We start from the raw sequence: 23,453 nt of genomic DNA on the forward strand, positions 1-23,453 counted from the left end.
GGTAAAGCATGAAGAAAGTAACGGCTTTATTATCGGTTTTAGTGTTGTTGCTGTTAGCGGCATGTGGGGGGAACCAGGGAGCATCTGGAAGTTCTGATTCTGGCAACGGGGATGAGAAGGTAATTGAAGTTTGGCACATTGAAACGGGTGAACGGGAAAAGCTTTTTCAGGAAGTAGCGAAGCAGTTTGAAGAAGAACATGATGGTGTGAAGGTGAAGTTACTCCAAACACCAAACGATGCTTACAAGCAGAAATTAGCTGTCTCGATGTCGGGTGGAAATCCACCAGATATCTTTCAGAGCTGGGGTGGCGGCTGGTTGAAGCATTTCGTTGATCAGGGAAATGTGCAGGATATTACTGAAAATATCGATCAAGATCATTACTTAGAAATGGCATTAAATAACGGGACATTCGATGAAAAGGTGTACGGTGTTCCATTGGGTTTATCGCTCGATGTGATTTTTTACAACAAAGAAATCTTTGAAAAGTATGACCTTGAAGAACCAAAGACGTATGAGGAATTTACTGAAGTGATTAAGACGCTGAAAAAGAATGATGTGACGCCACTTGCGTTAACGAATAAAACGAAATGGCCAGGAGCGTACTATTTAATGAATTTTGCAAGTCGAATTGGTGGACCAGATTTATTCGAGAGCGCATTTAATCGCGAAGGTCGCGGTTTTGATGATCCTGCTTATGTTGAAGCGGGTGAGTATATTCAAGATCTCGTCAAGATGGATGCATTTAATGCTGGATTTAACGGTATTCCTTACGATGAAGGCCGCGGTCGACAGCTCATGTACTCCGGGCAAGCTGCGATGATGGATATGACGATTTCTTTCTTAAATAACGTGAGAGAAGAAGCTCCACAGTTCGAGGAGAAACTTGGTTTCTTCGTATTCCCGACGATTTCAGGTGGGGAAGGAAATGAAACGCAAGTCGGGGGTGCCACTGGACCGGTTTGGTCAGTTGCAAAAGAATCTAAAAATCCTGATTTAGCAGCTGAGTTTATTCAAGCGTTAACGAGTAAAGAAACAGCACAGAAATTCACGGATCGCACGGGAACGCTGTCAGCTGTAAAAGATGTTGTTCCTGAGGATGAATTTGTAAAGCAGTTCTATGATGTAGCTCAGAATGCTTCTCATATTCAAATGCCTTATGACCAGACACTTCCTCCAGAGCTTGCTGAACTTCATAAAGATACGACGCAGGCACTATTCGGTCTATCAATGACGCCAGAAGAAGCAGCTAACAAAATGGAAGCCAAGGCAGAAGAGCTTCTTGAATAAGTGAAGGAGGGGATGAGTCCCCTCTTTCTTATCTACAGAAGGGAGAGCTTTACATATGGAAACAGCTGAAGTGGCGAGAAGAAGCGAGACGACGAGAGTGGCTCACGGAACGAAGAAGCGCAATATGAGAAAAGCGGTCACGATTGGTTTATTCACAGCGCCAGCCCTTATTGTTTATCTTGTCTATGTGATTTACCCCATTTTATCTACATTAGGTTATAGCTTCTACAGCTGGGATGGAACGAATGACAAAACGTTTATTGGGCTCGATAATTACGTTCAATTATTTAACGATGCCGTCTTTTGGACTTCGCTTACGAACAATGCATGGGTTGTTCTGACGTCTGTCTTTGTGCAAATTCCACTCGGCATGATCATGGCGCTGATGCTGTTTGCGCCTATACGAGGCATTCGCTTGTTTAGTAGCGTTTATTTTCTTCCATTCTTAATGTCTACGGTTGCGATCGGCCTCTTATGGGTGTATATGTTTGACCCAATCAACGGGATTATTAATCAGATTGTGAATTTACTTGGCTTTGAAAATGTAGCATGGCTTAGTGATGAAAACACATCGTTGATTGCAATCTTATTAGTAGTCGTTTGGCAGTTCTCACCTTTTTATATGATCCTATTTAAGGCAGCTATGGTCGGGATAGGAGAGGAACTCTATGAATCTGCCCAAATCGATGGAGCGAATTCTTGGCAGAAGTTCTTCCACATCACGTTACCTTTGCTTATGCCAACCATTGTGAGTTCATCCATTCTAGCCATTGTTGGATCCTTAAAGGCTTTTGATATTTTCTATATTATGACTGGTGGTGGACCGAATCACGCAACAGAACTGATGGGCACTTATATGTTCAAGCAGGCTTTTATTAACTTCAATATGGGCTATGCAAGTGCGATTGCGTTTCTAATGTTTCTAATTGCGCTCGTTGTTACTGTACTTATCCAAATCGTTGATTATAACCGCAAGAAGAAAGGGGCTTTCTAATGGTGCAATTACTCAGGAAGATGCCTTTGTATCTAATCGGATTATTGCTTTTGGTTTTCACAGGTTATCCATTTGTTTATATGATTTCGACCTCATTAAAAGATCAGAGCACTTTTTTTGAAAGACCATTTGCTATTTTTACCTCGATCGAGTGGGGTAACTACGCGGATGTATTCCAGATGGGGCTAACTCGTTATTTTTTAAACAGTATCCTAGTTTCGGTGGTGGCAGTTGTGGCGGTTATGTTAATTGCTGCTCTAGCAAGTTATCCATTAAGTAGAATGAATTTCAAGTTTAACCGTGGTTTGTTTCTTCTTTTCATATCTGGAATGATGCTACCAATTCATGCCACGCTTATCCCAATCTTTAAGCTGTCTCAAAATATGGGTTTGTATGATTCATTGCTAGCTTTACTTGGACCTTATATTGCTTTCAGTTTACCGATTTCGATCTTTATTTTAACGCAATTTATGCAAGAAATTCCGAAGTCATTAGAAGAAGCGGCGAAGATCGATGGTTGTTCTCATTTCGGAATTTTTTGGCGCATTATTCTTCCGATATTAACGCCGGCTCTTATGACCGTTTTTATCTATAATTTTATTCATCTATGGAATGAATTTATTTTTGCACTCGTTCTCGTATCAAGCCCTGAGAACATGACCCTACCATTAGGATTACAAGATTTCTATGGAGAATTTTCAGTAAATGTCCCTGGTTTGATGGCGGCATTAACACTTGCGAGTCTTCCAATGCTCGTTGTGTACTTGTTCTCACAAGAAAAAGTAGTAAAAGGACTAACGGGTGGTGCGGTGAAAGGTTAGGGAACTTGGAAAGGAGTGGGAGAGTATGGAGAAAATGAAAATTGGTGTCATCGGCTGTGGCAACATTAGCGACATTTATTTAACGAATCTTCGCGAGTATGCGAATCTCGAAGTGGTTGCAGTAGCTGATCTGAATCACGAAAAAGCAGTTGAGAAAGCAGAGAAATATGAGATTCCTCGTGTTCTGGATGTGGATGCCCTTTTGGCAGATCCGACCATAGAACTCGTTCTTAATTTAACGATTCCTGCGGCACATGCAGAAGTTAGTTTACGCATATTAGAAGCAGGAAAGCATGTGTATTCTGAGAAACCGCTAGCGATAAAGCTTGAAGACGGGCAAAAGGTTCTAGCGAAGGCGAAGGAAAAAGGTCTATTAGTAAGTGTTGCACCTGATACATTTCTCGGTGGTGGACTTCAGACGTGTAAAAAGCTAATCGAGGATGGCGCAATAGGGGAACCAGTTGCTGCGTCCGCCTTCATGCTGGGTCATGGACCGGAAAGCTGGCACCCTGATCCAGCCTTTTTCTATCGAGAGGGAGCGGGGCCGATGTTTGATATGGGTCCATATTACTTAACTGCTCTCATTCATTTAATTGGACCGATTCGTCGACTTACTGGATCGACAAGGATCACCTCGCCTGAACGGATGATTACAAGCGAACCGAAGTCTGGACAGACGATTAAGGTCGAGACGCCGACGCACGTTGCAGGCATTTTGGATTTTGAAAATGGGGCGATCGGTACGATCATCACGAGCTTTGATGTTTGGGGAGCGAAAACTCCTTTTCTAGAAATCTACGGTACGAATGGATCGTTAAGTGTACCTGATCCGAATACATTCGGCGGCCCAGTACTAGTAAGAAATGCGGGAGAAGTTGAATGGAAGGAAGTTTCCCTTACGCATGGATCCATTGAAAATAGCCGTGGACTTGGTGTGGTGGACATGGTGAACGCTTTACGAGAAGAGCGGAAACCACGAGCAAATGGTGAACTTGCTTATCATGTACTCGAAACGATGCATGGTATACATGAATCTTCAGTGGAGGGTAAGCATTATGAGATGACGAGTAAGTGCGAGCAACCTGATTCAAAGCCAAGTGACAGTTTATCTGAGACGATGGAGGGATAGGGAATGAAAAAAATGAAAGTAGCGGTTATCGGTTGTGGAAGTATTGCGAGACGGCGTCATTTGCCGGAGTACAATGCAGAGGAAAATGTGGAAATTGTAGCGGTGTGTGATGTGGTGAAAGAGCGCGCGGAGGATATGGTGAACTTGTATGGCGGCACGGCATATACTGATTATCTCACGTTACTTGAAGATGATGAAATTGATGCAGTGAGCGTGTGTTTACCAAACGCATTGCACGCACCTGTATCGATTGCGGCATTGAAAGCAGGGAAGCACGTTCTTTGTGAAAAGCCGATGGCGACTTCAATTGAGGAAGCGAAAGCAATGAATGAGGCAGCGGAGATAAATGGAAAAAAGCTAATGATTGCTCATAATCAGCGATTCGTCGCGTCACACGTGAAAGCGAAGGAATTGATCGAAGGCGGCGAGATTGGAAAGGTCTACAGCTTCCGCACAACGTTCGGTCATCCTGGACCTGAACGGTGGAGTATTGATGGAGCGGATAGCTGGTTCTTCGATAAAGAGCGAGCGTTTATCGGAGCGATGGGAGACCTTGGCGTACATAAATCAGATCTCATGCGCTATTTGCTTGGAGAAATTGTGGAGGTTGGCGCGTTTGTAGAAACGAAGGCGAAGGATAACACGGATGTGGATGATAATGCGGTGTGTATTCTTAAAACGAAGACGGGAGTGATTGGCACACTCGCAGCAAGCTGGTCTTACGTTTCTGGTGGCGATAATTCAACCGTAATCTATGGGGAAAATGCGGTGCTTCGCCTAGAGGATGATCCGGAGCATTCACTGGTTGTTCAGTACAAAAACGGTGATGTCGTGAAATATGAGCTTCAGAAAATCCAAACAAATGAAGCGGGCGGACAGCAAACGACGCACGTGGTTGAGAATTTCGTGGATTGTATTGCGAACGATACCGTACCAGCCGTGAGTGGTGAAGAAGGGATGAAATCGTTGCAGGTGATTTTAGCTGCACTGGAAGCGAATGAAACGAAGCGAGTGGTTGAGGTAGAGGGTGAGCGGGCGGTTATTTAGGGGGTGAGTGGTTGCGCGGTTGGCGCGGTGCCTGTCACCACCCGAACTATGTCACTAAATGTCGAACAGGCTGACGAGATGAATCGTCAGCCTGTTTTGAATTAATGAATAGAAGTTTTAGGAATAATTTTTGTACGGGCATCTAGCACTCGCTTTGCTTTTCCTTCGGAGCGAGGTATTGAGTGTGGTTCTTTCAATTGGATATCCACTGATATAAGCGTTTTCATTTTAAGAGTTTTTCCAAGACTCTCAACAAGCTTCACCGCCATAGGATGGTTAAAATTCATTTCTAGCTTCTTATAAAACTCCTGCTTTACTTCAACATGCAAGGTTACGTGATCTAAGTGGCCTTTTTTCTGCAAGTGGATTTGATAGTGGGGGACGAGTTCTTCTAGATTACATATATATCGTTCGATTTCAGAAGGAAAAACGTTAACTCCCCTGATAATCAGCATATCATCGATACGTCCTTTTACACGGCTCATTCTTGTGGTTGTTCTGCCGCAAAGACACTTTTCTCTCGTAATGGATGCGATGTCACCTGTTCGGTATCTTATTATTGGAAGCGCTTCTTTTGTAAGGCTTGTGAAAACCAGTTCGCCGTATTGTCCCTCGTCGACTTGATCGAGAGTATCAGGGTTAATGATTTCAGCGATAAAATGATCGTCTGCGATGTGGAGGCCATTCTGACATTCTGCACATTCCATTGCAATGCCCGGTCCCATTACTTCACTTAATCCATAAATGTCCGTTGCTTTCAGATGGAATAATTTTTCAATTTGAAATCTCATTTCTTCCGACCATGGCTCTGCACCAAGAATGGCGTATTGTAATGAGGTTGAAGCTGGATCAATGCCTTGCATCATCATAGCTTCTCCAATGTTAAGGAGATAGGATGGAGTGGAGCAAATGATTCTGGGCTTAAAATCTTGAATTAGGGTAATTTGATTAGCTGTATTTCCGCCTGATATCGGGACTGTTGCGCAGCCAAGTCGCTCTGAGCCTGCATGGAGACCGAGGCCACCTGTGAACAGTCCATATCCGTAGGCGTTATGAAGGATGTCTCCCTTTTGTCCGCCTGCGAGTGTGATCGATCTTGCAACAATATCGGCCCAATTTTGAATATCATTCTTTGTATAAGCGACTACGGTAGGTTTACCGCTCGTCCCAGATGAAGCATGGATGCGGACAACTTCGTCCATAGGACAGGCGAGCATCTTGAAAGGGTAATTTTCTCTTAGGTGATGTTTCTTTGTAAATGGAAGTCGTTGCAGATCCTCGAGTGACTGAATATCACCTGGGGTTATATGTATGTTCTTAAAAGTCTCGTGGTAGAAAGGGATGTTCTGGTAGGCGTGTCTGACTGTTCGTTTTAATCCTTCTAATTGATGGTCATGCATTTGAGCGGTGCTCCAAGTTTCTCGTTCAGAATAAATTGCCATACGGTAGCCTCCTTGTATGATACAAAATAAACGACTGAGAGCATAAGTGTCATATTAAAGGTACCTTTTTATGGAAGCGTGGTCAATGAGAATTAGCGGAATTGTGTCTTTGGTCGTGGTGCCTGCGTGGTGCCTGTCACCGCCCGATATATGAAAGAATTTGTCGAATGTTTCTCTCTTCACTATTGTTTTGATATTAGGCAGTTATAAAAGAGGGATATGCTGTTTAGTAGCGAACTTTGTAGGAGTTATACCATAACAAAATTCATATTAAAGGAGATGGTTTACCGTGTCGTTTATCGAAGTGAACGAAACACCGCTCTATTATGAAGATTATGGTCCAAAGGATGCACCGGTTTTGGTTTTTAGTCATTCGTTATTTTTTAACTCAGATATGTTTCAACATCAGGTGGAGCATTTTTCAAAAGACTATAGAGTCATTTGCTATGACCACCGCGGTCAAGGGAATAGCGGGAGGTCTTCTTTAGAAAACCTCGATATGGATACGCTTACAAATGATGCTGCTGCGTTGATTGAAAGTCTTGGGATTGAGAAGTGTCATTTTATCGGTAATTCGATGGGTGGTTTCATAGCCCTAAGACTTGCGGCTAGAAGGCCGGATCTTCTTCATTCGTGCGTTGTTCTTGGAAGCTCTGGTGAAGCAGAGTACAAGAAAGAGGAGTTCCAGCCGCTTGTTACACAGCTTCAGAAGAATGGGGCGGAGGAAGTTGTGGATACGCTGATGTACATCATGTTTGGTGATGCATCGCTTGGGTCGATGGAATTCGAAAGAGAGCGTAACTACTGGAGAGATTATATGAAAAAACTTGAGCCATCCATAGGGGATGCGGCTCACCAGGTTATTCATCGAAAGAGTGTGCTTGAGGAACTGGAAGGCGTAAGCGTGCCGGTTCTTGCTGTTGCAGGCGAGCAAGATCATGCGTATACGATTAAACTGTCCGAGAACATTGCGAAAGCAGTTGAGAATGGACGATGCGAAGTTATAGGGAGAGCGGGTCATTCGGTAGCGCTTGAGAAGTCTCCGGAAGTGAATAAAGTGTTGGAGAAGCATCTTGTAAGATTGAAGGTTCGTCAGGGAACTTAAATATTTATACTTATTGGAGAGAATTCTCCATCTAATGTTTGGAAGAATTTTATTTCATAGAATGATTTTGAGAGCCTCGGTTTGATCGAGGCTCTCTTTTTATTTGGGGTAGAAACAATTAGGATGTGATCGGAAGATAGGGGAATAATGTGATGGTATTTGTAGCAAAATAATTAGGTAGGTATACCATTTGTTGGGAGGTTCTTAGTGATGTGGAAGAAAAGAAACGGTTTTTGGAGTTTAGTGACTGCTGCTCTCCTATTGCTTACTTTTTCTACGAGAGCAAGAAGAGGAACTAGAAAAGCCATTCTTAAAGGAGCGGACGCAGCAATTGACTTAACGGATCAATGGAGAGGGAAGGCTTCTAAAACGACTATGAGAAGTGAACGTGGAAAAGAGGATATCGAAGTGCCACGATATCCTTCGTATGTAGGTTATGAAGCGAATCGAGGATTAAACGACCGAAAGGGTGCGGAGAAGGTTCGTAAAGTAAACCCCACTCGCTTCAAAAACGCTAAAAACGTTATGAACGATGAAGTGATGCCTTACCATATGGCGGAGATTGCTGAGGAGTTCGATTTAGATTAAGAGGTGCCTGTCACCGCCCGAACTGTGCAACTATTTGTCGAATGAAAACAGAGCCCGCTCTCGGAGAGAGAAGGGCTCTGTTTGTGTATGATCGACCTACTGCGGGAATAAGTTAGGGCTTTAATAAGATTCCATCTAATATCTTGTCCCACATCAACGTGTTATCTGGTTGGTTAGGGACTTTTAGAATACAAATATCCTCCATTGGAACGTGTGTATCCTGAACGATTTCGAGGTTTGGATCAGGGGTCAGCAAGAGAATATGAAATGATCCGTTGACGCATTTCTTTAACGTTTGTTGCATTTCGATCGCTTCTGCATAGTTACCAGACCATCTGATAAATAGAATGGAGGAAGCCTGTTGTAATTGCAGAAGAAATCGTTCAATCCGTCGCTCTAGCTTCTGTCGATAGGCCGGATAGGTATCGCTCCATTCTTTATTAGGAAGAATGGGGAAATCATGAACAGACAGCATATTATTATGCGTATCTTGAACAAAATAAGCTTTTGAATTTTGAGCAACTTCGTTATCGTCGAGGAAGTTTGCTTGTCCATCTATGCGTTGTAAATTTTCTAGTAACATGAAATCTTTAAACTGATGTTGAATCACTCGATTAATGTCAGATAGTTTCGGAGTAACAATCCAGTCAAAAGGCATTGAAAATTTCCTTAAGTGATTTCTTCTTAGATGACCTGCAGGACTGCATGAACTACCCAAACTCACGATAAGATCGTACGGTTTTTTAATCTCGTCTAAATTCAATAAAGCACCTCCTATAAAATGAATTACTACTAGTAGATGCTTTATTGACCGAGTTGGTTTGTGTTAGTACCTAAAATGTTAATAAATGGATGTTGAAATCGAAGTAAAGGAAGATTTCTATTCCACTTCCACCGCAACTGCCCTCACAGGTGATCCATCCAATCCTTCAAGTTTTAACGGCAGCGCAATGATGAGCGGATTTTCAAAATCGATCTGGTCAAGGTTACATAGATTCTCTCCGATAATACCGTTGTTGGACGTAATGGCTTCATGAACTGGAAATGTTGAACCACCTGGTTGATCAACATTAAGCGCATCAACAAAGAAAGTGGTGACGCCTTTTTCTAGTAGTGTATTAATAATATCGACGGATAGGTAAGGGTAGTTAAAATAAGTCTGTGTTCCTATATGTTTTGACCAACCTGTATGGAAAAGAGCGATCGTTCCTGGAACGATGCTATCGATTTGGTGTGCTACATCGTTTAATGTGATTTGTTCGCCTGGCTCTTTGCCTGTTACATCAATGACGTGACCGGGTCCCATCACTTTCATTAAATTCGATTGATCGATGGGATCGCCATCTTTCTGGAAGTGGAAAGGGGCATCAAGGTGTGTGCCGGTATGTGTGCCGATATTCATTTGGGTCACCTGATATCCGTCTTTGTCATGCTCCGCTACAGGATAGATGTTCGGTTTCGGATCACCTGGGAAAACAGGCGTGTCGTTATTAACTGGAATCGAGAGATCAATGATTTTTTTGAAATTCATATGTGCCTCCTCCTTCTTAAACAAACGTTTGATTAAAGGTGAAAATAGCAGGATACGTCTACAGTCTTTCCTTTTCTTCAGTTTGTCATGAAGTTTGTTTGATCACAAGCTATGCCGTGATTGAGTCTCTTCCGACATTCCTGTAAAATACCTAATCAGACAAACGACGAAAAGGTGTAAGATATGAAATCAATCATTGTAATCGGATCTGGTATTTTAGGAGCATCAACGGCTTATCATCTGGCGAAGCAGGGAGCGGATGTGATGCTCGTTGATCGGAAAGACGCAGGACAGGCGACAGAAGCGGCGGCTGGGATCGTATGTCCATGGCTAACGAATCGACGCGGAGGGGCATTTTATCGCCTCGTCGAAGCTGGGGCGCGTTATTATCCGGAATTAATAGAAGAGTTGAGAAAAGATGGCGAAATGGATACGGGCTACGCTCGCGTTGGCGCGATCAACATTTATTCAGGTGAGACGAAGCTTGAGAGAAAGCTTGCGCTTGCGATGGAGCGACGAAAGGATACGCCTGAAATGGGAGAGGTGTCACGGCTTTCAGCTGCTGAAACAAATGCGCTGTTTCCTCCGCTTTCAGATCATTACGCCGCTGTTCATGTGAGTGGGGCAGCACGTGTAAATGGCGGAGCTTTACGAAATGCACTCATTCGAGGAGCAAAAAATCACGGTGCGAAGGTGATTCATGGGGATGCCTCACTTTTATGGGATGATGCGAAGGTCAACGGAGTCGAGGTGAATGGCGAGAACTATTTTGCGAACAATGTGATTGTCACTGGAGGAGCTTGGGCGCGTGAACTGCTTCAGCCACTTGGAATGAAGTTCCTCGTTTCACCTCAAAAAGCCCAGATTGTGCATCTCGATCTGCCTGAAACGGATACAGGAAAATGGCCAATCGTCATGCCACCTTTTATTCAATATTTCCTTCCGTTTGAAAATGGGCGAATTGTCATCGGGTCCACACAGGAAGATCAGGCTGGCTTTGATCTGCGCGTTACGATGGGTGGTGTTCAGCATATTATTGATCGTGCGTTGAAAGTAGCTCCGGGTCTATCGGATAGCACGTATGTGGAGACGAAGGTAGGCTTCAGGCCGTTTACGCCAGGGAATGTTCCGATAGCAGGAGCGGTTCCTCGCGTGAGAGGACTGTTGGTGGCGAATGGTCTTGGAGCTTCGGGATTAACGAGTGGCCCGTTTCTTGGCGCTGAGCTTGCGCGGTTGGTGCTTGGGGAGAGGAATGAGTTGGATCTTGAGGCGTATCATCCTGGGAGTGCGTTTGGGTGAGCTGTCTCGTTTGTGGAGAAGAATTTGATAAGTGACCGAAAAATAAAAATATTCTAAAGAAAACCTTTTCATCCAAGGGAGCTTCCTATATAATGGGAAAATCTCTGAGGTATGAAGGGGTTTCTTTTTTATGGTTTTTTGAGATTCGGAAATAGTGCTTAGCTTATTCATCTCTACATAAATCGAAAGGAGCTTTTATAACAATGACAACTGACTACTTACATTATCCCTATGCTTCTCAGCGCATGACAACAGTAGCGAACAAAGGAATGGTGGCCACCTCCCAGCCGCTAGCGGCACAGGCAGGACTAGATTTGTTGAAAAAAGGAGGTAATGCGATTGATGCGGCGATTGCGACTGCGGCAGTATTGACGGTAGTGGAGCCGACGTCAAACGGGATCGGCGGAGATGCGTTTGCTCTTGTTTGGACGAAGGGTGAATTGCATGGTTTGAATGGAAGTGGACCATCGCCACAATCGATCTCCATTGATTCAGTCAAAGAACGTGGGTATAATGAAATTCCGAAATACGGTTGGATTCCTGTTACTGTGCCAGGCGTTCCGGCATCGTGGGCTGCTTTGTCGAAACGATTTGGGAAACTTTCCTTAAAAGAGGCGCTTGCGCCGGCGATTCACTATGCTGAGGAAGGTTTTCCGGTTTCTCCGATTTTAAGTAAGTTTTGGAAGAATGCTTATGCGCATTTTGAAAAAGAGTTAAAGAAAGAAGAGTTTCAGCACTGGTTTGAAACGTTTGCGCCGGACGGTCGTCCGCCTGAAGTAGGCGAGGTTTGGAAGTCGAAGGGTCACGCGGAGACGTTAAGGCAAATCGCAGAAACCGATGCCGCTTCTTTTTATCAGGGAGAAATTGCGGATAAGATTGATGCTTTTTCGAAAGCGTATAATGGGTATTTGAGGAAGGAAGATCTTTCGGGGTTTGCACCTGAGTGGGTCGATCCGATCTCAGTTCAATATCGCGGGTATGATGTTTGGGAGATCCCCCCAAATGGGCAAGGACTGATTGCATTGTCTGCGCTGAATATCGTAAAAGGGTTTGAGTTTGATCATAAAGATTCCGTCGATACATATCATAAGCAAATTGAAGCGATGAAGCTTGCTTTTGCGGATGGACAGAAGTACATTACTGACGAGCAGGAAATGTCAGTCGCTGTTCAGGATTTGCTCTCGCCTTCTTACGGTGAAAGTCGCCGTCAGTTAATTGATGATGAAGCGCTTTTGCCCTCTCCTGGCCAGCCTCCAAAAGGTGGTACTGTCTATTTAGCGACGGCTGATGATGAAGGAAACATGGTCTCGTTTATTCAGAGTAATTATATGGGCTTTGGTTCAGGACTTGTGGTGCCTGGCACCGGGATTGCGCTCCAAAATCGCGGGCATAATTTTTCGATGGATCCTGAGCATGACAATGCGCTAAAAGGTGGAAAACGGACGTATCACACGATCATTCCTGGATTTCTCAGTAAAGATGGTAACGCGGTTGGACCGTTTGGCGTGATGGGAGGCTTTATGCAGCCGCAGGGGCATTTACAGGTGATTACGAATCTGATTGATTTTCATTTAAATCCGCAGTCTGCCCTTGATGCGCCGAGGTGGCAGTGGGTTGACGGGAAGCGCGTGTGGGTTGAGTCGACTTTCCCTCCTCATCTTGCCGAGGCGCTTAGCCGAAAAGGTCATCAAATCGAAGTTCAGTTGGAAAAGGGTGCGTTCGGCCGCGGACAAATTATCTGGCGTGATCAGCAGTCAGGTACCTTATTTGGAGGCACAGAATCAAGAACAGACGGAACGATCGCCGCTTATTAAAAGGGCGTGAGGTTTCGGAAGGTGGTGAGTCATGCAACAGTGGCATCTTTTTCTCGCTTTTTTTAGAGTGGGAATGCTTGGGTACGGAGGAGGACCTTCTTCTATTCCACTGGTACATAAAGAGGTAGTTGAGAAATACAAATGGATGGATGACGATGAATTTGCGGACATTCTCGCTTTAGGAAATTCACTTCCTGGTCCAATTGCGACAAAAATGGCGGGGTATATTGGGCATCGAGTTGCAGGGATTACGGGGATGCTGAATGCTGTGCTGGCAACGATTGTGCCGACGATTGGGATTATGATTTTCTTGCTAACGTTTCTTTCCACGTTTCGAGAAAAAGCATGGGTACAGGGGATGACGCAGGCCGTTGTTCCAGTGGTTGGTGTTATGCTAGCCGTGTTAACGTATGATTTTTTCAGAAAAGCACAGGGCAATTTAGGGTGGATTTTAACAATTGTGTTGACGGTTGCTTCCTTTTTATTTATTGAAATTGCGGGGATACATCCGGGAATTGTAATAGGGTGTTTGCTACTTTATGCGTTGCTTAAACCGACTCGTAGTGATGGGAAGTCCGATGATGATCAGGTGAGAAAGGAGCCATCCTCATGATTTACTGGGATATCTTTGTTGCGTTTTTCATACCTGGAATTGTTGGTTACGGAGGCGGACCTGCGTCTATCCCGCTTGTAGAAAATGAAGTTGTTGGTCGGTTCGGCTGGATGAGTGTGAATGAATTTAGTGAAATGCTAGCGATGGCCAATGCGCTACCTGGACCAATTGCGACGAAAATGGCAGGTTACATAGGGTTTCGGCAGGGAGGGGTTCTTGGCGCATTTGTTGGTGTGTTTGCGACAGTGGCACCTTCGCTCGTTCTGATGATTGTCCTACTGAGTTTATTAAATCGGTTTAAGAACTCACCAAAAGTGAAAAAAATGACGGCCCTCATTCGCCCGACGATTGCGATCTTGCTTGGCGTGATGGCGTTTCAGTTCTTTGCTAGTTCATATGAAGGTGCGGGGCTGGTTCAAACGATCTTTCTGATTGTGGCTAGTTTTGTACTGATGGAGAAGATGAAAGTGCATCCGGCGTTTGTGATTGTCGGGGCACTGGCGTATGGGTCAGTGTTTTTGGGGTAGGAGCGGGTTCGGTGGATCGTGAGTTAGCGAGTGCCTGTCACCGCCCGAATTAGCGCGAATAAAGTCGAGTTTTGCGTTAGAACGATTCCTTTTTAGAAGGAATCGTTCTAACGCATTTTTAAATGTGGATATAAGAATAAGGAAGTCTTGCCACGCAAGGTTGCAGTTTCATACGAGTAGGTTTAAAATATGAGTATACTCATAAATGAGCGCAGTCATAAATTAACTGAGGTATTAGGAGGTTATGATGAGCGGACTACGTGAACAAAAGAAGCAGGCAACGAGAAAGACGATCATGGAGGTAGCGAAAGGTCTTTTTCTTGAAAAAGGATATGAAGAGACATCAACAGAGCTTGTAGCTAGGAGGGCCGGGATCGGTTCAGGAACGTTATTTAATTACTTTCCTTCTAAAGCAGAGCTTCTGGTTGAAGTGATGCGAGCGGAATTTACAGGTATGGAAGAGAGGAAGGATCCAAGTTTTGAAGTTCAGGAGACAGCTGAAGCTACCGTTCGAAATTATTTAACGAAGCGTTTGGAAGGCTTCAGTTTGCTAGAGAAGAAGCTTTTTCGAGAATTGATTGTGGCGTCATTGAATGCTTATCAAAGTAAACCAGAATTCCTGCAAAGCTTGATGCACCTCGATTTTATGTTTATTGAAGAGCTGGTTGAACTTCTTAAGGAAATAAGGCGACTAGGTAAGCTTCGGGATAATTTCGAAGTAGAAATTGCCGCTGAGCTTATTTATAGTTCAGTGATGTTTGAAACGCTTATTTACCTTTACCAGGAGGAGCGCAGTCTTGAAGAAGTGTTAGAGCAAACGGGTCGTAAGCTTACATTTATTTTAAAGTGAGGTGAATCGTGATGGACGTATGTATTGTGGGTGGCGGTATTGCAGGATTAACCCTTGCTTATTGTTTGAGTGAAAGAGGAGATCAAGTCACGATTGTTGAGAAATCTCCTTCGATACGAACGGAAGGCTATATGATTGATTTCTTTGGAGCAGGTTATGACGTGGCTGAAAAGCTGGGCATGCTCGATGATTTAAGTCGTATTCATTATCCGATCGATTCTCTTTCTTTTTTGAAGGGAAATGGCTCGGAGAAATACAGGGTTTCCTATCAGTCTCTGCGTGAGTTATTAAATCAAAAGCACTTCAATTTTATGCGCGGAGATCTTGAGACAGTGCTTTATGAGAAGGTTCGAGAACAGGTTACGTTTCGGTTTGGGGTATCTCCAGAGCGAATTGAACAGGATGCGGAAAAGGCGCATGTGAGTCTCTCAGATGGTACGAAACTTACATGTGATTTAGTTGTAGGTGCGGACGGTATGCGATCGAAAGTGCGCTCGAAAGTGCGCTCTCTTTCGTTTAAGGAAGAGAAGGAGCCAATTCGCTACATGGGTTATTATACAGCGGCTTATATTGTTGAAGACCCTGCTTTTCTTGAAAAAATTGATAAGAATTTTTATACGTATTCGGAACCGAATCGCCAGGTTTCTGTGTATCCGATTCGAGGCAATAAAGTGGCGACGTTTTTCTTATATCGCTATCCAGAACAACAGGGGCATGTGCAAAAGGAAAAAGCACTGGAGCAACTGAATGAATATTTTGGTCATATGAATTGGATTGTTCCAGATTTGCTCGAAGCAGGCAAAGAGGCGAAGGATTTTTACTTCGATGAGGTGTCGCAAGTAGGATTATCCCAGTGGCGAAACGACAGGATTACTTTTGTGGGTGATTCCTGTCAGTGCATTTCGTTACTAGCCGGGCAGGGTGCTTCCATGGCGATGGCGGGGGCATATACGCTTGCAAAATCGCTTGATCAACATCCAAATGATTTGGAAGCTGCGCTTACGGATTATGAACGGTCTCTCCATCCAGATATCGATAAGCTTCAGAAGTCGGCTAGAAGGTTTGCGAGCTTCTTCTTGCCTTCTTCTTGGTGGGGGATTTTTGTTAGAGATGTATTGACGAGGGTATCGGTATGGCCGGGAGTGAGGAAGTTAGTGAACTTTAGTACGGTGCGGCTGCCGAAGTGAGTTTGCGTGAGTTCGCAAGTCGCGAGTGCCTGTCACCGCCCGAATTAACACACATATTGTCGAAACTAAAGCCCGCGCTCATGTGAGCGTGGGCTTTAGGTGTGTTGTTTATTCGACTGGAATTAACTTCACCGGTCCCAGGGTTTCGATCATATCCCCATCACTGGTGAAGAAGACGAAATCCCCCGTTCCAACAATGCTGTCTCCTAGTATGGTGTTTACTGTTGGTAATCCACTTGGGTTATAAACGAAGAAGTTTGTGCCTTCTCCAACGTTCGTTACTTGATACCGACCTTCTGGGATATCGCTGCCAACAATATATTGGCCGGCGCTGAGTTTAATAGGTTCTTCGTTTTTCTTTACAATGGTTTCTTCGAGTTGATCAATCTCCTTTTTCTTTGCTTTGATTGTGTCATCTAGTGTGCTCACTTTATCCTTTTTCGCTTTAATGTCATCTTCAAGCTTGCTCATTTCTTTTTTCGTGCTTTCCTTTTCTTTTTTTAACTTTTCAATATCTGCAGAGACATTTTCCTTCTCATCGAGTAACTTTTTTACTTCCTCAGCTTTTACTTTAGCTTCTTCTAGATTCTGAGTTTCAGTCGCAAGCTTCTCTTCTGTACTGCTCATTTCATTTTGAATCGATAGAAGCTTCTCACCTTCTTCTTTCGCTGCCTTCTCAGATTCAGTAATCTCTGCTTTGATTTTCTTCAAATCCTCGGTGTAGTTTTCTTCAAGATCCGCGTTCCCAATTAACACTCCGATTAAAACGCTGACAAGGATGGTTGCGATTGCGCCTCCAATGGAGAGGGTAAGGATTAGGCCTTTTTTCAACACACATTCCTCCGAACATGTCTTAGTAAGCTACTATCCTATGTATATTGCTGGGATAGGTCATTTATCACATAAAATGACGAGTCTGTGTTTCGGAGGGACATGCTATACTATGAAAAAAGTCGTTTTACAAGAGTATAAGGAAAGGATGAGAGATGGTGATTTTCCAAATAAAAGTGAGCCTAATTGAGATGAAATCAAAGATTTGGAGACGATTTGAGGTAGATGATTCGATCTTTCTTAGTGAGCTACATGAATACATACAAATTGCTTTTAATTGGTCGAACGCACATCATCATTATTTTATTATGGATCATCGCGATTTATTTACATTAGGTGATGAAGAAAGTGAATTATTCATTGGTCCCACACAAGTAGATTCTCAAAACGCTGGAATGGAAATGCGTGATGAACGTAAAGTTCGGCTTTCGGATGTTTTAAATGAGGAGCAGGTTTCATTAACATACGTTTATGGTTCGGAGGAGAACTGGCGGCATGAGATTTTTCTGGAAAAAGCGTTTAGCGGTCGGAAGGATGCAACTTTTCCAACATGTTTAATGGTCTATAAAGGCGCACCTGAAGAAGGGAAGCGAGATCAGTATGAGCAAGGAAAAATGCCTTCTGCAGGTGAGATGAAGCGTATTAATGAGCAACTTGCTGTTTTTAGAGAGAGTGAGGTAGGTGAGCATGATCTGTGGAAAGAGCTTTTTGAACTTACGATGGCCTATAGAAAGCTTCAACCTTGGAAGTGGATTCATAGCAACGAGATGTTCATTGTAGAAATTCCGGGAACGGGTGAAGTTGCTTATTGTTCGGTGCTCGGGATGAATGGGCAGCACTTTGGGCTTGGCGTTCACCTTGGTAATGACGGTCTTGCTTATAAAATGGCGGTAAGGGATGGCCGTGATGATATTCAGACTGTAATTGAATATGAGCGTAGCTTGTTGCTGGCGTTTCAGGCTCGCGATGAGTTAAAGACAGAGGATCTTCGGTGGATTAAAAAGCTGGGGCTTCGTTTTCGTGGTCGGCAGGAATGGCCGGTTTTTAGAAGTATGTCGTCCGGATATTATCCGTGGCATTTCTCTCGAAAGGAAGTACGGACGTTTTGTGAGATCTTAAAGCAGGCGATTCACGTGGTAGAAGAGACGGAGAAGAATGACGCCTACTTGTTAAAAGGTTATGATGGGCGGTGGCGTGCACGGTTGCTGGAGTCAGGTCAGTGGGTAGATGGCGTGATGAATGCTGTTATAGAACCTGAAGAGGAAGAGGCGGTGCTGATTTCCGAGATTGAAATGAGGCGGATTCAGAAATATAGACAGGTGAAAATGCGTCTTGAGTTTGCATCATACTTTGAAGAAGAAGCGATTCAGGAAAGAGATGGAGAACGTCCGTTTTTTCCGAATGTCGTTCTTGGGGTTGAAGATGAAGGGGCTATGATCGTTTATTATCAGGTGTTTGAGAGAGTTGATTATGGAAAACAGCTACAGGCAGCACTAGTAGAAATGCTTAATAAACTCGGTTTCTTGCCAGCTGAAATCTGTGTGGATTCAGAACGAATTGCACTCAAGATCTCAGCTCTGACATCCAAAGTCGGTATTAGATTAGTGCGTGTTAATCGTCTACTTAATGTGGAAGAAGTGAGAGAAAGAGTTGAGCGGTGACAGGCACCGCCCGATGTTTGTCCTTCTTTGTCGAACGGGTGGTATATCAAAAAGGGATCCTAGCTTCAAGAATGGCACTACTCTTTTAAAGCGAGCTCCTTTTTAGCTATAATGAATGTATGAACCGAGCCAAACAGTTGGCGGCTCAAGAGGAGAGGCTTATATGTCATCAGATAAACTGAACCATAATAAAGGGGAAGCGCTATACCTTCAAATAAAAGATGTTCTGATTAAACGAATTCAAACCGGTGCCTGGAAGCCGAATACGTTGATTCCTACTGAACAGGATCTCATCAAAGAATTTGATGTAAGTCGAACGACAATCAGGCAGGCGATTTCGATTCTTGTGCAGAATGGCTTGTTAGAGAAAAAGCAGGGGCGCGGAACGGTAGTCAAACCACAGAATTTGATCGGAAACCTTGGGAAGCTTAGGGGCTTCGCTGAAGAAGTGCTGGAACGTGGACAAACTCCCCATTCAAAGGTACTGAGAGCAGAATTTCGTGATGACCTTTACCATGAGAACGATATGCTGAAGGTAACGGAAGGTGAGCCAATCCTTCTTGTGGAGCGGATTCGCTTTGCTGATGAGGTGCCGATAGCTCTTGAACGAACGTGCTGGCCAAAGGAAATTGGCGAGATTTTAATTAAATTTGATCTTAATCAGGCGATGTATTATGAAGTACTTGAACAACATCAATATTATCTCAAAAAAGCGAGTGAGCGAATCACGGCAATTAACGCCACGATCAACGAAGCAGACGCACTTGGTATTCGCCCTGGTGAAGCGCTCCTGGAAATGACGCGTCTAAGTCTTGGTATAAATGATCATCCGATCGAATATACGAGAACGAAGTACCGGAGCGATCAATATCACTATAATATTGAGCTTGAGAGGTAGAGTGAGGTCTGAACAGAAATATATTGTTTATCGATAGTAAGAACAGTGAGGAATTAACGGAAAAGGGTTTGCTCTCCATTTGGAGAGCAAACCCTTTTTTGACTAGCCTATTTTATTGGTTTAGTTCATCTGCTTAGCAACATGATCCTCATTAAATTCTTCAAGATGCATGAGTTTTTGTAGCTTCTTAGAAAGCAAGAGCAGGATCACACCTAAACTTAGAGCAGCGACACCTAAATAAATGAAGATTTCAAGATAGCCCGCTGATGTTGTGAGTGAAGCGATGTAACCTGCAAGGTAGTTAGCAGCAGCGTTACTTAGGAACCAAACACCCATCAATAGTGAAGCGATTTTCACTGGAGACATTTTACTAACTAGAGAAAGTCCGATTGGTGAAAGCGATAGTTCGCCAAGTGTATGGAAGAAGTACGTCACAACCATAAATAGCATGCTAGCTTTTACTGCAATGTTACCTTCATCACTACCGGTCATCATAACCGCCGGAACCATTACCATGAATCCGACACCAAGTAGGATTAAACCGAAAGCCATTTTTGTAGGAATGGCAAAATCACCGCGTTTTGATTTTGCTAGTTTTAGCCAAATGGCTGAAATGATTGGTGCTAGCAATAATACAAACATTGGGTTCAGTGATTGGAAGAAGGATACTGGTACTTCGTAGCCAAAGACCGTTCTATCTATGAAATCCCTTGTATAAAGCGTAAAGGAAGCACCTGCTTGTTCGAATCCTGCCCAGAATGTAACGGTGAAAATGGCTAGGATTAGAATGACTGAAGTACGCTGCTTTTCAATTTTTGTAAGCGGCTTAGCTTTTCCTTCAATCGTTGGTGTTACACGGTTACTGGATGGAGTTCTTCCAATATTACCAAGATATTTTTTAGAAAGTAGATTAAAGGTGATTTGTCCGATAATCATCCCAATTGATGATGCTAGAAATGCATATTTAAATCCAAACGTTTCAACGCCGCCTGTATTTGTATAGAAAACATTAGCGTATAAAAGACCGGCAATTAATGGTGAAATCAGGCCACCAAGGTTAATTCCCATATAGAAAATGGTGAACGCTGAATCTTTTCGCTTATCGTTCTTACTGTATAGCTCTCCAACAAGAGTGGAAATATTAGGTTTGAAAAACCCATTACCGATAATCAGTAACAATAACCCGGTATAAAGGCCCCATTGTTCTTGGACAGCAAACAGTGTAAAATCACCGATGGCCATTGTAATACCACCAATGGTAATGGCCGTTCTTAATCCGATGAATTTATCGGTTAAATATCCACCAATTAATGGTGTGAAGTAAACAAGACCAGTGTACATACCGTAAAGCAATAGTGCTTTATCTTGATCCATCCCCAGTCCTCCGCTAATTAACTCAGCGGTTAAATAAAGAATGAGTATTGAACGCATTCCATAAAAGCTATAGCGTTCCCACATTTCTGTGATAAACAAAAGATACAAGCCAGGAGGGTGTTTTAGCTTCCCTTTTTTCGTTGGCTTCTCGTCTATGGTGGTGTCCATAATCAAACCTCCAATTTTTTATAACTTCCCCATTTTAGCAAATTATTTGTCAATTTAAAGCGTTAATGAAAAAGTGCACCTTTTTAAAATGTTTTTAAATTTGTAAAAATTATAAGGAGGTATCACGGATTCACTGTCGAAAATTGGAGGTTTTTTGATTCAATAATGCCTTTAAACCGTTAGTTTGGTTGCATTTAAGAAGTAATGTAAAGACTTATGAAAATTAGACGAAGCATTCTAACGATTACAATTGAATTAAAAAAATAAGGAGAACGACCTAGTCGTTCTCCGGTGATATTTGTCTAGCTGACAAGCTCAATATCGTATTCATCAAGCCATGCGTTGATTTGAATCAAGTAGTCGAGTAGACCTTTCATTTGATCGGTATTCAATCCTTCTGCCTCATTCGAAGCAATCGCACGAACTTTTTTCGTATCAATTAATGAAAGAATAGGGGAATCTGGATTGTCGAGAATGCCGATCATCCAATTTTGTACGCCCTCAAGATAAACTGGGTCTTTATCACTTGGATACGCACTTTTCTTACGATAAAGGACATCATCTGGAAGCGTTCCTTTTAGAGCGCGACGTAGAATTCCTTTCTCAATGTCATCGACGTTTTTGTAATCAATTGGAACGTTCCACAGGTATTCAACGATACGATAATCACAGAAAGGTACGCGTACTTCAAAGCCTATTTTCATACTTGCGCGGTCTTTGCGATCAAGCATAAACGGTAGGAAGCGTGTGATGAAAAAGTAAGACATTTGACGCTGTTTCGCTTCAAACTCACTTTCCCCTTCAAGGAATGGAATTTCTTCATAAGCTTCTGCAAAACGCTCTTTCTGGTATTGCTCAGGCTGAATTTGTTTTTTCGTTTCTTCAGAAAGCACGGAAGAAATGCCTTTTAGGTTCACGAGCCATGGATATACTTCAGCATCCAGATATTTTTCCTGATGGAACCATGGATAACCTGAGAATACCTCATCGGCAGACTCACCAGAAAGCGCCACGGTAGCATCCTTTTTCATTTCTTTGAAAAGGAGATAGAGCGATGTTTCGATTTCACCGACGCCGGGCAGATCTCGTCCTCTCATTGGTTCAAGGAGATTTGAAAGCAGCTGGTCCGCTCCGAACGTGACAGAATGATGGTCTGTTCCAACATGGTCAGACACTCGTTTGACCCACGGCTCGTCCATATCATGTCTGAGGAAATCCTTTTGGAAGTGATCTTCGTTTTGGTCGAAATCGATTGAATAGGTTCCTAGCGTTTTGTCTGATTGTTTGAATTCTTGAGCGGCAAGACTTGTTAGGCCACTAGAATCAAGTCCTCCTGAAAGCATCGAAACAACAGGCATATCAGAGATGAGCTGACGTTGAACAGTATCTGTTAAAAGCTCACGAATTGTTTCAGTTGTCGTATCTACATCATCTGTATGAGGCTTTGATTCTAACTTCCAATAGCGGTGCTCTTCGATGGAATCCGCTGTTGCGATCACGTAATGCCCAGGACGAACTTCATCAATCCCTTTGAAAATAGCCTGTCCAGGTGTTCGCATAGGTCCCATTCCGAAAACTTCAGCAAGGCCTTTACGGTCGACTTGTGGCTGCACGGATGGGTGCGCGAGAATCGCTTTCATTTCAGAGCCATAGAAGAGTGAATCGCCCTGTTTTGAATAGAAAAGCGGCTTGACACCGAGGTGGTCACGGCCAAGGAAAAGCTGCTGTTCTTTTTTATCCCAGATCGCAAATGCGAAGATGCCGTTAAAATGTTTCACGCATTCTTCTTTCCATTCCATGTAAGCGTGTAGGACAACTTCTGTATCTGAATTAGAAGTGAACGTATGCCCTTTCTGCTTTAGTTCCTGTGTTAATTCCCGATAATTGTAGAGTTCCCCGTTATACGTAAGAACAAGTTGTTGATCTGATGACGTCATCGGCTGTTTACCGCCGCGAGGATCAATAACGATCAAACGACGATGAGCGAGTGCCGCCTGTTCTGATAGCCAGAATCCTTCTTCATCAGGTCCACGGTGAGCAATAGAATCTGCCATTTTCTTTAGCGTATCTTGCTCCGTTGAGAGGTCACCAGACCAATTAATCCAACCTGTAATGCCACACATAACAATTCCTTCTTTCTTAATAGATTGCTTAAATTTCTAAAGTACTTTCCAATCGTATTCCTCTTATTCGGGGAGGGTCAACATGTGAAAGAGCCTGTAAAAATGGTTTTATTTTCCTTTGTTGGAAAAACAGTAGTGTAATAGTCTTGCTCTTTAGGAAGA

At 43.4% G+C, this 23,453-nt stretch carries 21 protein-coding genes; 15 read left to right on the top strand and 6 right to left on the bottom strand.

Annotation, left to right across the window (positions count from 1 at the left end):
- Window positions 1-8 precede the first annotated feature (8 nt).
- From IQ283_RS02410 to IQ283_RS02430, 5 genes are read left to right on the top strand one after another with little or no spacing between them, the layout of a single operon-like run.
- Window positions 9-1,289, top strand: coding sequence for an extracellular solute-binding protein (locus IQ283_RS02410; protein ID WP_194218565.1), 1,281 nt, complete (start codon window positions 9-11; stop codon window positions 1,287-1,289).
- Window positions 1,290-1,344: 55 nt separating this feature from the next.
- A complete protein-coding gene (locus IQ283_RS02415; RefSeq protein ID WP_194218566.1) occupies window positions 1,345-2,283 on the top strand; it encodes a carbohydrate ABC transporter permease in 939 nt (312 codons plus the stop codon).
- Complete coding sequence (locus IQ283_RS02420; RefSeq protein ID WP_194218567.1) at window positions 2,283-3,104, top strand: carbohydrate ABC transporter permease; 822 nt, start codon at window positions 2,283-2,285, stop codon at window positions 3,102-3,104. Before IQ283_RS02415 ends, IQ283_RS02420 begins: the two co-directional genes overlap by 1 nt.
- 25 nt (window positions 3,105-3,129) lie before the next feature.
- Window positions 3,130-4,233 (top strand): Gfo/Idh/MocA family protein, encoded by a 1,104-nt coding sequence (locus IQ283_RS02425; RefSeq protein ID WP_194218568.1) that lies wholly within the window; start codon window positions 3,130-3,132, stop codon window positions 4,231-4,233.
- A gap of 3 nt (window positions 4,234-4,236) precedes the next feature.
- Entirely contained in the window at window positions 4,237-5,280 is a 1,044-nt protein-coding gene (locus IQ283_RS02430; RefSeq protein WP_194218569.1) for a Gfo/Idh/MocA family protein, read from the top strand.
- A gap of 101 nt (window positions 5,281-5,381) precedes the next feature.
- On the opposite strand, the gene paaK is transcribed toward IQ283_RS02430, so the two are convergent.
- Window positions 5,382-6,722, bottom strand: a complete 1,341-nt coding sequence (gene paaK / locus IQ283_RS02435; protein WP_194218570.1) for a phenylacetate--CoA ligase PaaK — start codon at window positions 6,720-6,722, stop codon at window positions 5,382-5,384.
- A gap of 289 nt (window positions 6,723-7,011) precedes the next feature.
- Between paaK and IQ283_RS02440 the strand changes: the two genes are divergently transcribed.
- On the top strand, window positions 7,012-7,827 hold the full coding sequence (locus IQ283_RS02440) for an alpha/beta fold hydrolase (RefSeq protein ID WP_194218571.1): 816 nt from the start codon (window positions 7,012-7,014) through the stop codon (window positions 7,825-7,827).
- Window positions 7,828-8,037: 210 nt separating this feature from the next.
- The gene (locus IQ283_RS02445; RefSeq protein ID WP_194218572.1) at window positions 8,038-8,415 is read left to right on the top strand and encodes a hypothetical protein; all 378 of its coding nucleotides are present in this window, start codon (window positions 8,038-8,040) and stop codon (window positions 8,413-8,415) included.
- A 112-nt stretch (window positions 8,416-8,527) separates the two neighbouring features.
- On the opposite strand, the gene IQ283_RS02450 is transcribed toward IQ283_RS02445, so the two are convergent.
- Together IQ283_RS02450 and IQ283_RS02455 are read right to left on the bottom strand one after the other, a co-directional pair.
- Entirely contained in the window at window positions 8,528-9,178 is a 651-nt protein-coding gene (locus tag IQ283_RS02450) for a DUF1796 family putative cysteine peptidase (protein ID WP_194218573.1), read from the bottom strand.
- A gap of 117 nt (window positions 9,179-9,295) precedes the next feature.
- Window positions 9,296-9,946, bottom strand: a complete 651-nt coding sequence (locus IQ283_RS02455; RefSeq protein ID WP_194218574.1) for a cyclase family protein — start codon at window positions 9,944-9,946, stop codon at window positions 9,296-9,298.
- A 183-nt stretch (window positions 9,947-10,129) separates the two neighbouring features.
- Here IQ283_RS02455 and IQ283_RS02460 point away from each other — a divergent pair, with 183 nt between their 5' ends.
- The 6 genes from IQ283_RS02460 to IQ283_RS02485 all read left to right on the top strand — a co-directional run bounded on the left by IQ283_RS02460 (window position 10,130) and on the right by IQ283_RS02485 (window position 16,236).
- On the top strand, window positions 10,130-11,245 hold the full coding sequence (locus IQ283_RS02460) for an NAD(P)/FAD-dependent oxidoreductase (RefSeq protein ID WP_194218575.1): 1,116 nt from the start codon (window positions 10,130-10,132) through the stop codon (window positions 11,243-11,245).
- 203 nt (window positions 11,246-11,448) lie between these two features.
- Window positions 11,449-13,059 carry a gamma-glutamyltransferase family protein gene (locus IQ283_RS02465; protein WP_194218576.1) on the top strand — a complete coding sequence of 537 codons (1,611 nt, stop codon included), beginning with the start codon at window positions 11,449-11,451 and terminating at the stop codon, window positions 13,057-13,059.
- Between the two features lie 31 nt (window positions 13,060-13,090).
- Window positions 13,091-13,672, top strand: a complete 582-nt coding sequence (locus tag IQ283_RS02470) for a chromate transporter (RefSeq protein ID WP_194218577.1) — start codon at window positions 13,091-13,093, stop codon at window positions 13,670-13,672.
- Window positions 13,669-14,199 (top strand): chromate transporter, encoded by a 531-nt coding sequence (locus tag IQ283_RS02475; RefSeq protein WP_194218578.1) that lies wholly within the window; start codon window positions 13,669-13,671, stop codon window positions 14,197-14,199. The genes IQ283_RS02470 and IQ283_RS02475 overlap by 4 nt, the downstream gene beginning before the upstream one ends.
- Window positions 14,200-14,446: 247 nt before the next feature.
- Window positions 14,447-15,049, top strand: coding sequence for a TetR/AcrR family transcriptional regulator (locus IQ283_RS02480; RefSeq protein ID WP_194218579.1), 603 nt, complete (start codon window positions 14,447-14,449; stop codon window positions 15,047-15,049).
- A gap of 11 nt (window positions 15,050-15,060) precedes the next feature.
- Window positions 15,061-16,236: an FAD-dependent oxidoreductase gene (locus IQ283_RS02485; protein ID WP_194218580.1), complete on the top strand. Its 1,176-nt coding sequence runs from the start codon at window positions 15,061-15,063 to the stop codon at window positions 16,234-16,236.
- A 108-nt stretch (window positions 16,237-16,344) separates the two neighbouring features.
- Here IQ283_RS02485 and IQ283_RS24055 read toward each other — a convergent pair whose 3' ends face one another.
- Window positions 16,345-17,067, bottom strand: a complete 723-nt coding sequence (locus tag IQ283_RS24055; protein ID WP_242057218.1) for a hypothetical protein — start codon at window positions 17,065-17,067, stop codon at window positions 16,345-16,347.
- A 158-nt stretch (window positions 17,068-17,225) separates the two neighbouring features.
- Between IQ283_RS24055 and IQ283_RS02495 the strand changes: the two genes are divergently transcribed.
- On the top strand, window positions 17,226-18,728 hold the full coding sequence (locus IQ283_RS02495) for a plasmid pRiA4b ORF-3 family protein (protein WP_206759421.1): 1,503 nt from the start codon (window positions 17,226-17,228) through the stop codon (window positions 18,726-18,728).
- A 163-nt stretch (window positions 18,729-18,891) separates the two neighbouring features.
- On the top strand, window positions 18,892-19,626 hold the full coding sequence (locus IQ283_RS02500) for a GntR family transcriptional regulator (RefSeq protein ID WP_194218582.1): 735 nt from the start codon (window positions 18,892-18,894) through the stop codon (window positions 19,624-19,626).
- A 120-nt stretch (window positions 19,627-19,746) separates the two neighbouring features.
- On the opposite strand, the gene IQ283_RS02505 is transcribed toward IQ283_RS02500, so the two are convergent.
- Window positions 19,747-21,168 (bottom strand): peptide MFS transporter, encoded by a 1,422-nt coding sequence (locus IQ283_RS02505; protein WP_194218583.1) that lies wholly within the window; start codon window positions 21,166-21,168, stop codon window positions 19,747-19,749.
- A gap of 302 nt (window positions 21,169-21,470) precedes the next feature.
- Window positions 21,471-23,291, bottom strand: a complete 1,821-nt coding sequence (asnB, locus tag IQ283_RS02510; RefSeq protein ID WP_194218584.1) for an asparagine synthase (glutamine-hydrolyzing) — start codon at window positions 23,289-23,291, stop codon at window positions 21,471-21,473.
- Window positions 23,292-23,453: the final 162 nt, after the last annotated feature.

Origin of the sequence: Pseudalkalibacillus hwajinpoensis, from assembly GCF_015234585.1 — a bacterium.
Classification (GTDB): Bacteria; Bacillota; Bacilli; order Bacillales; family Guptibacillaceae; genus Guptibacillus; species Guptibacillus hwajinpoensis_B.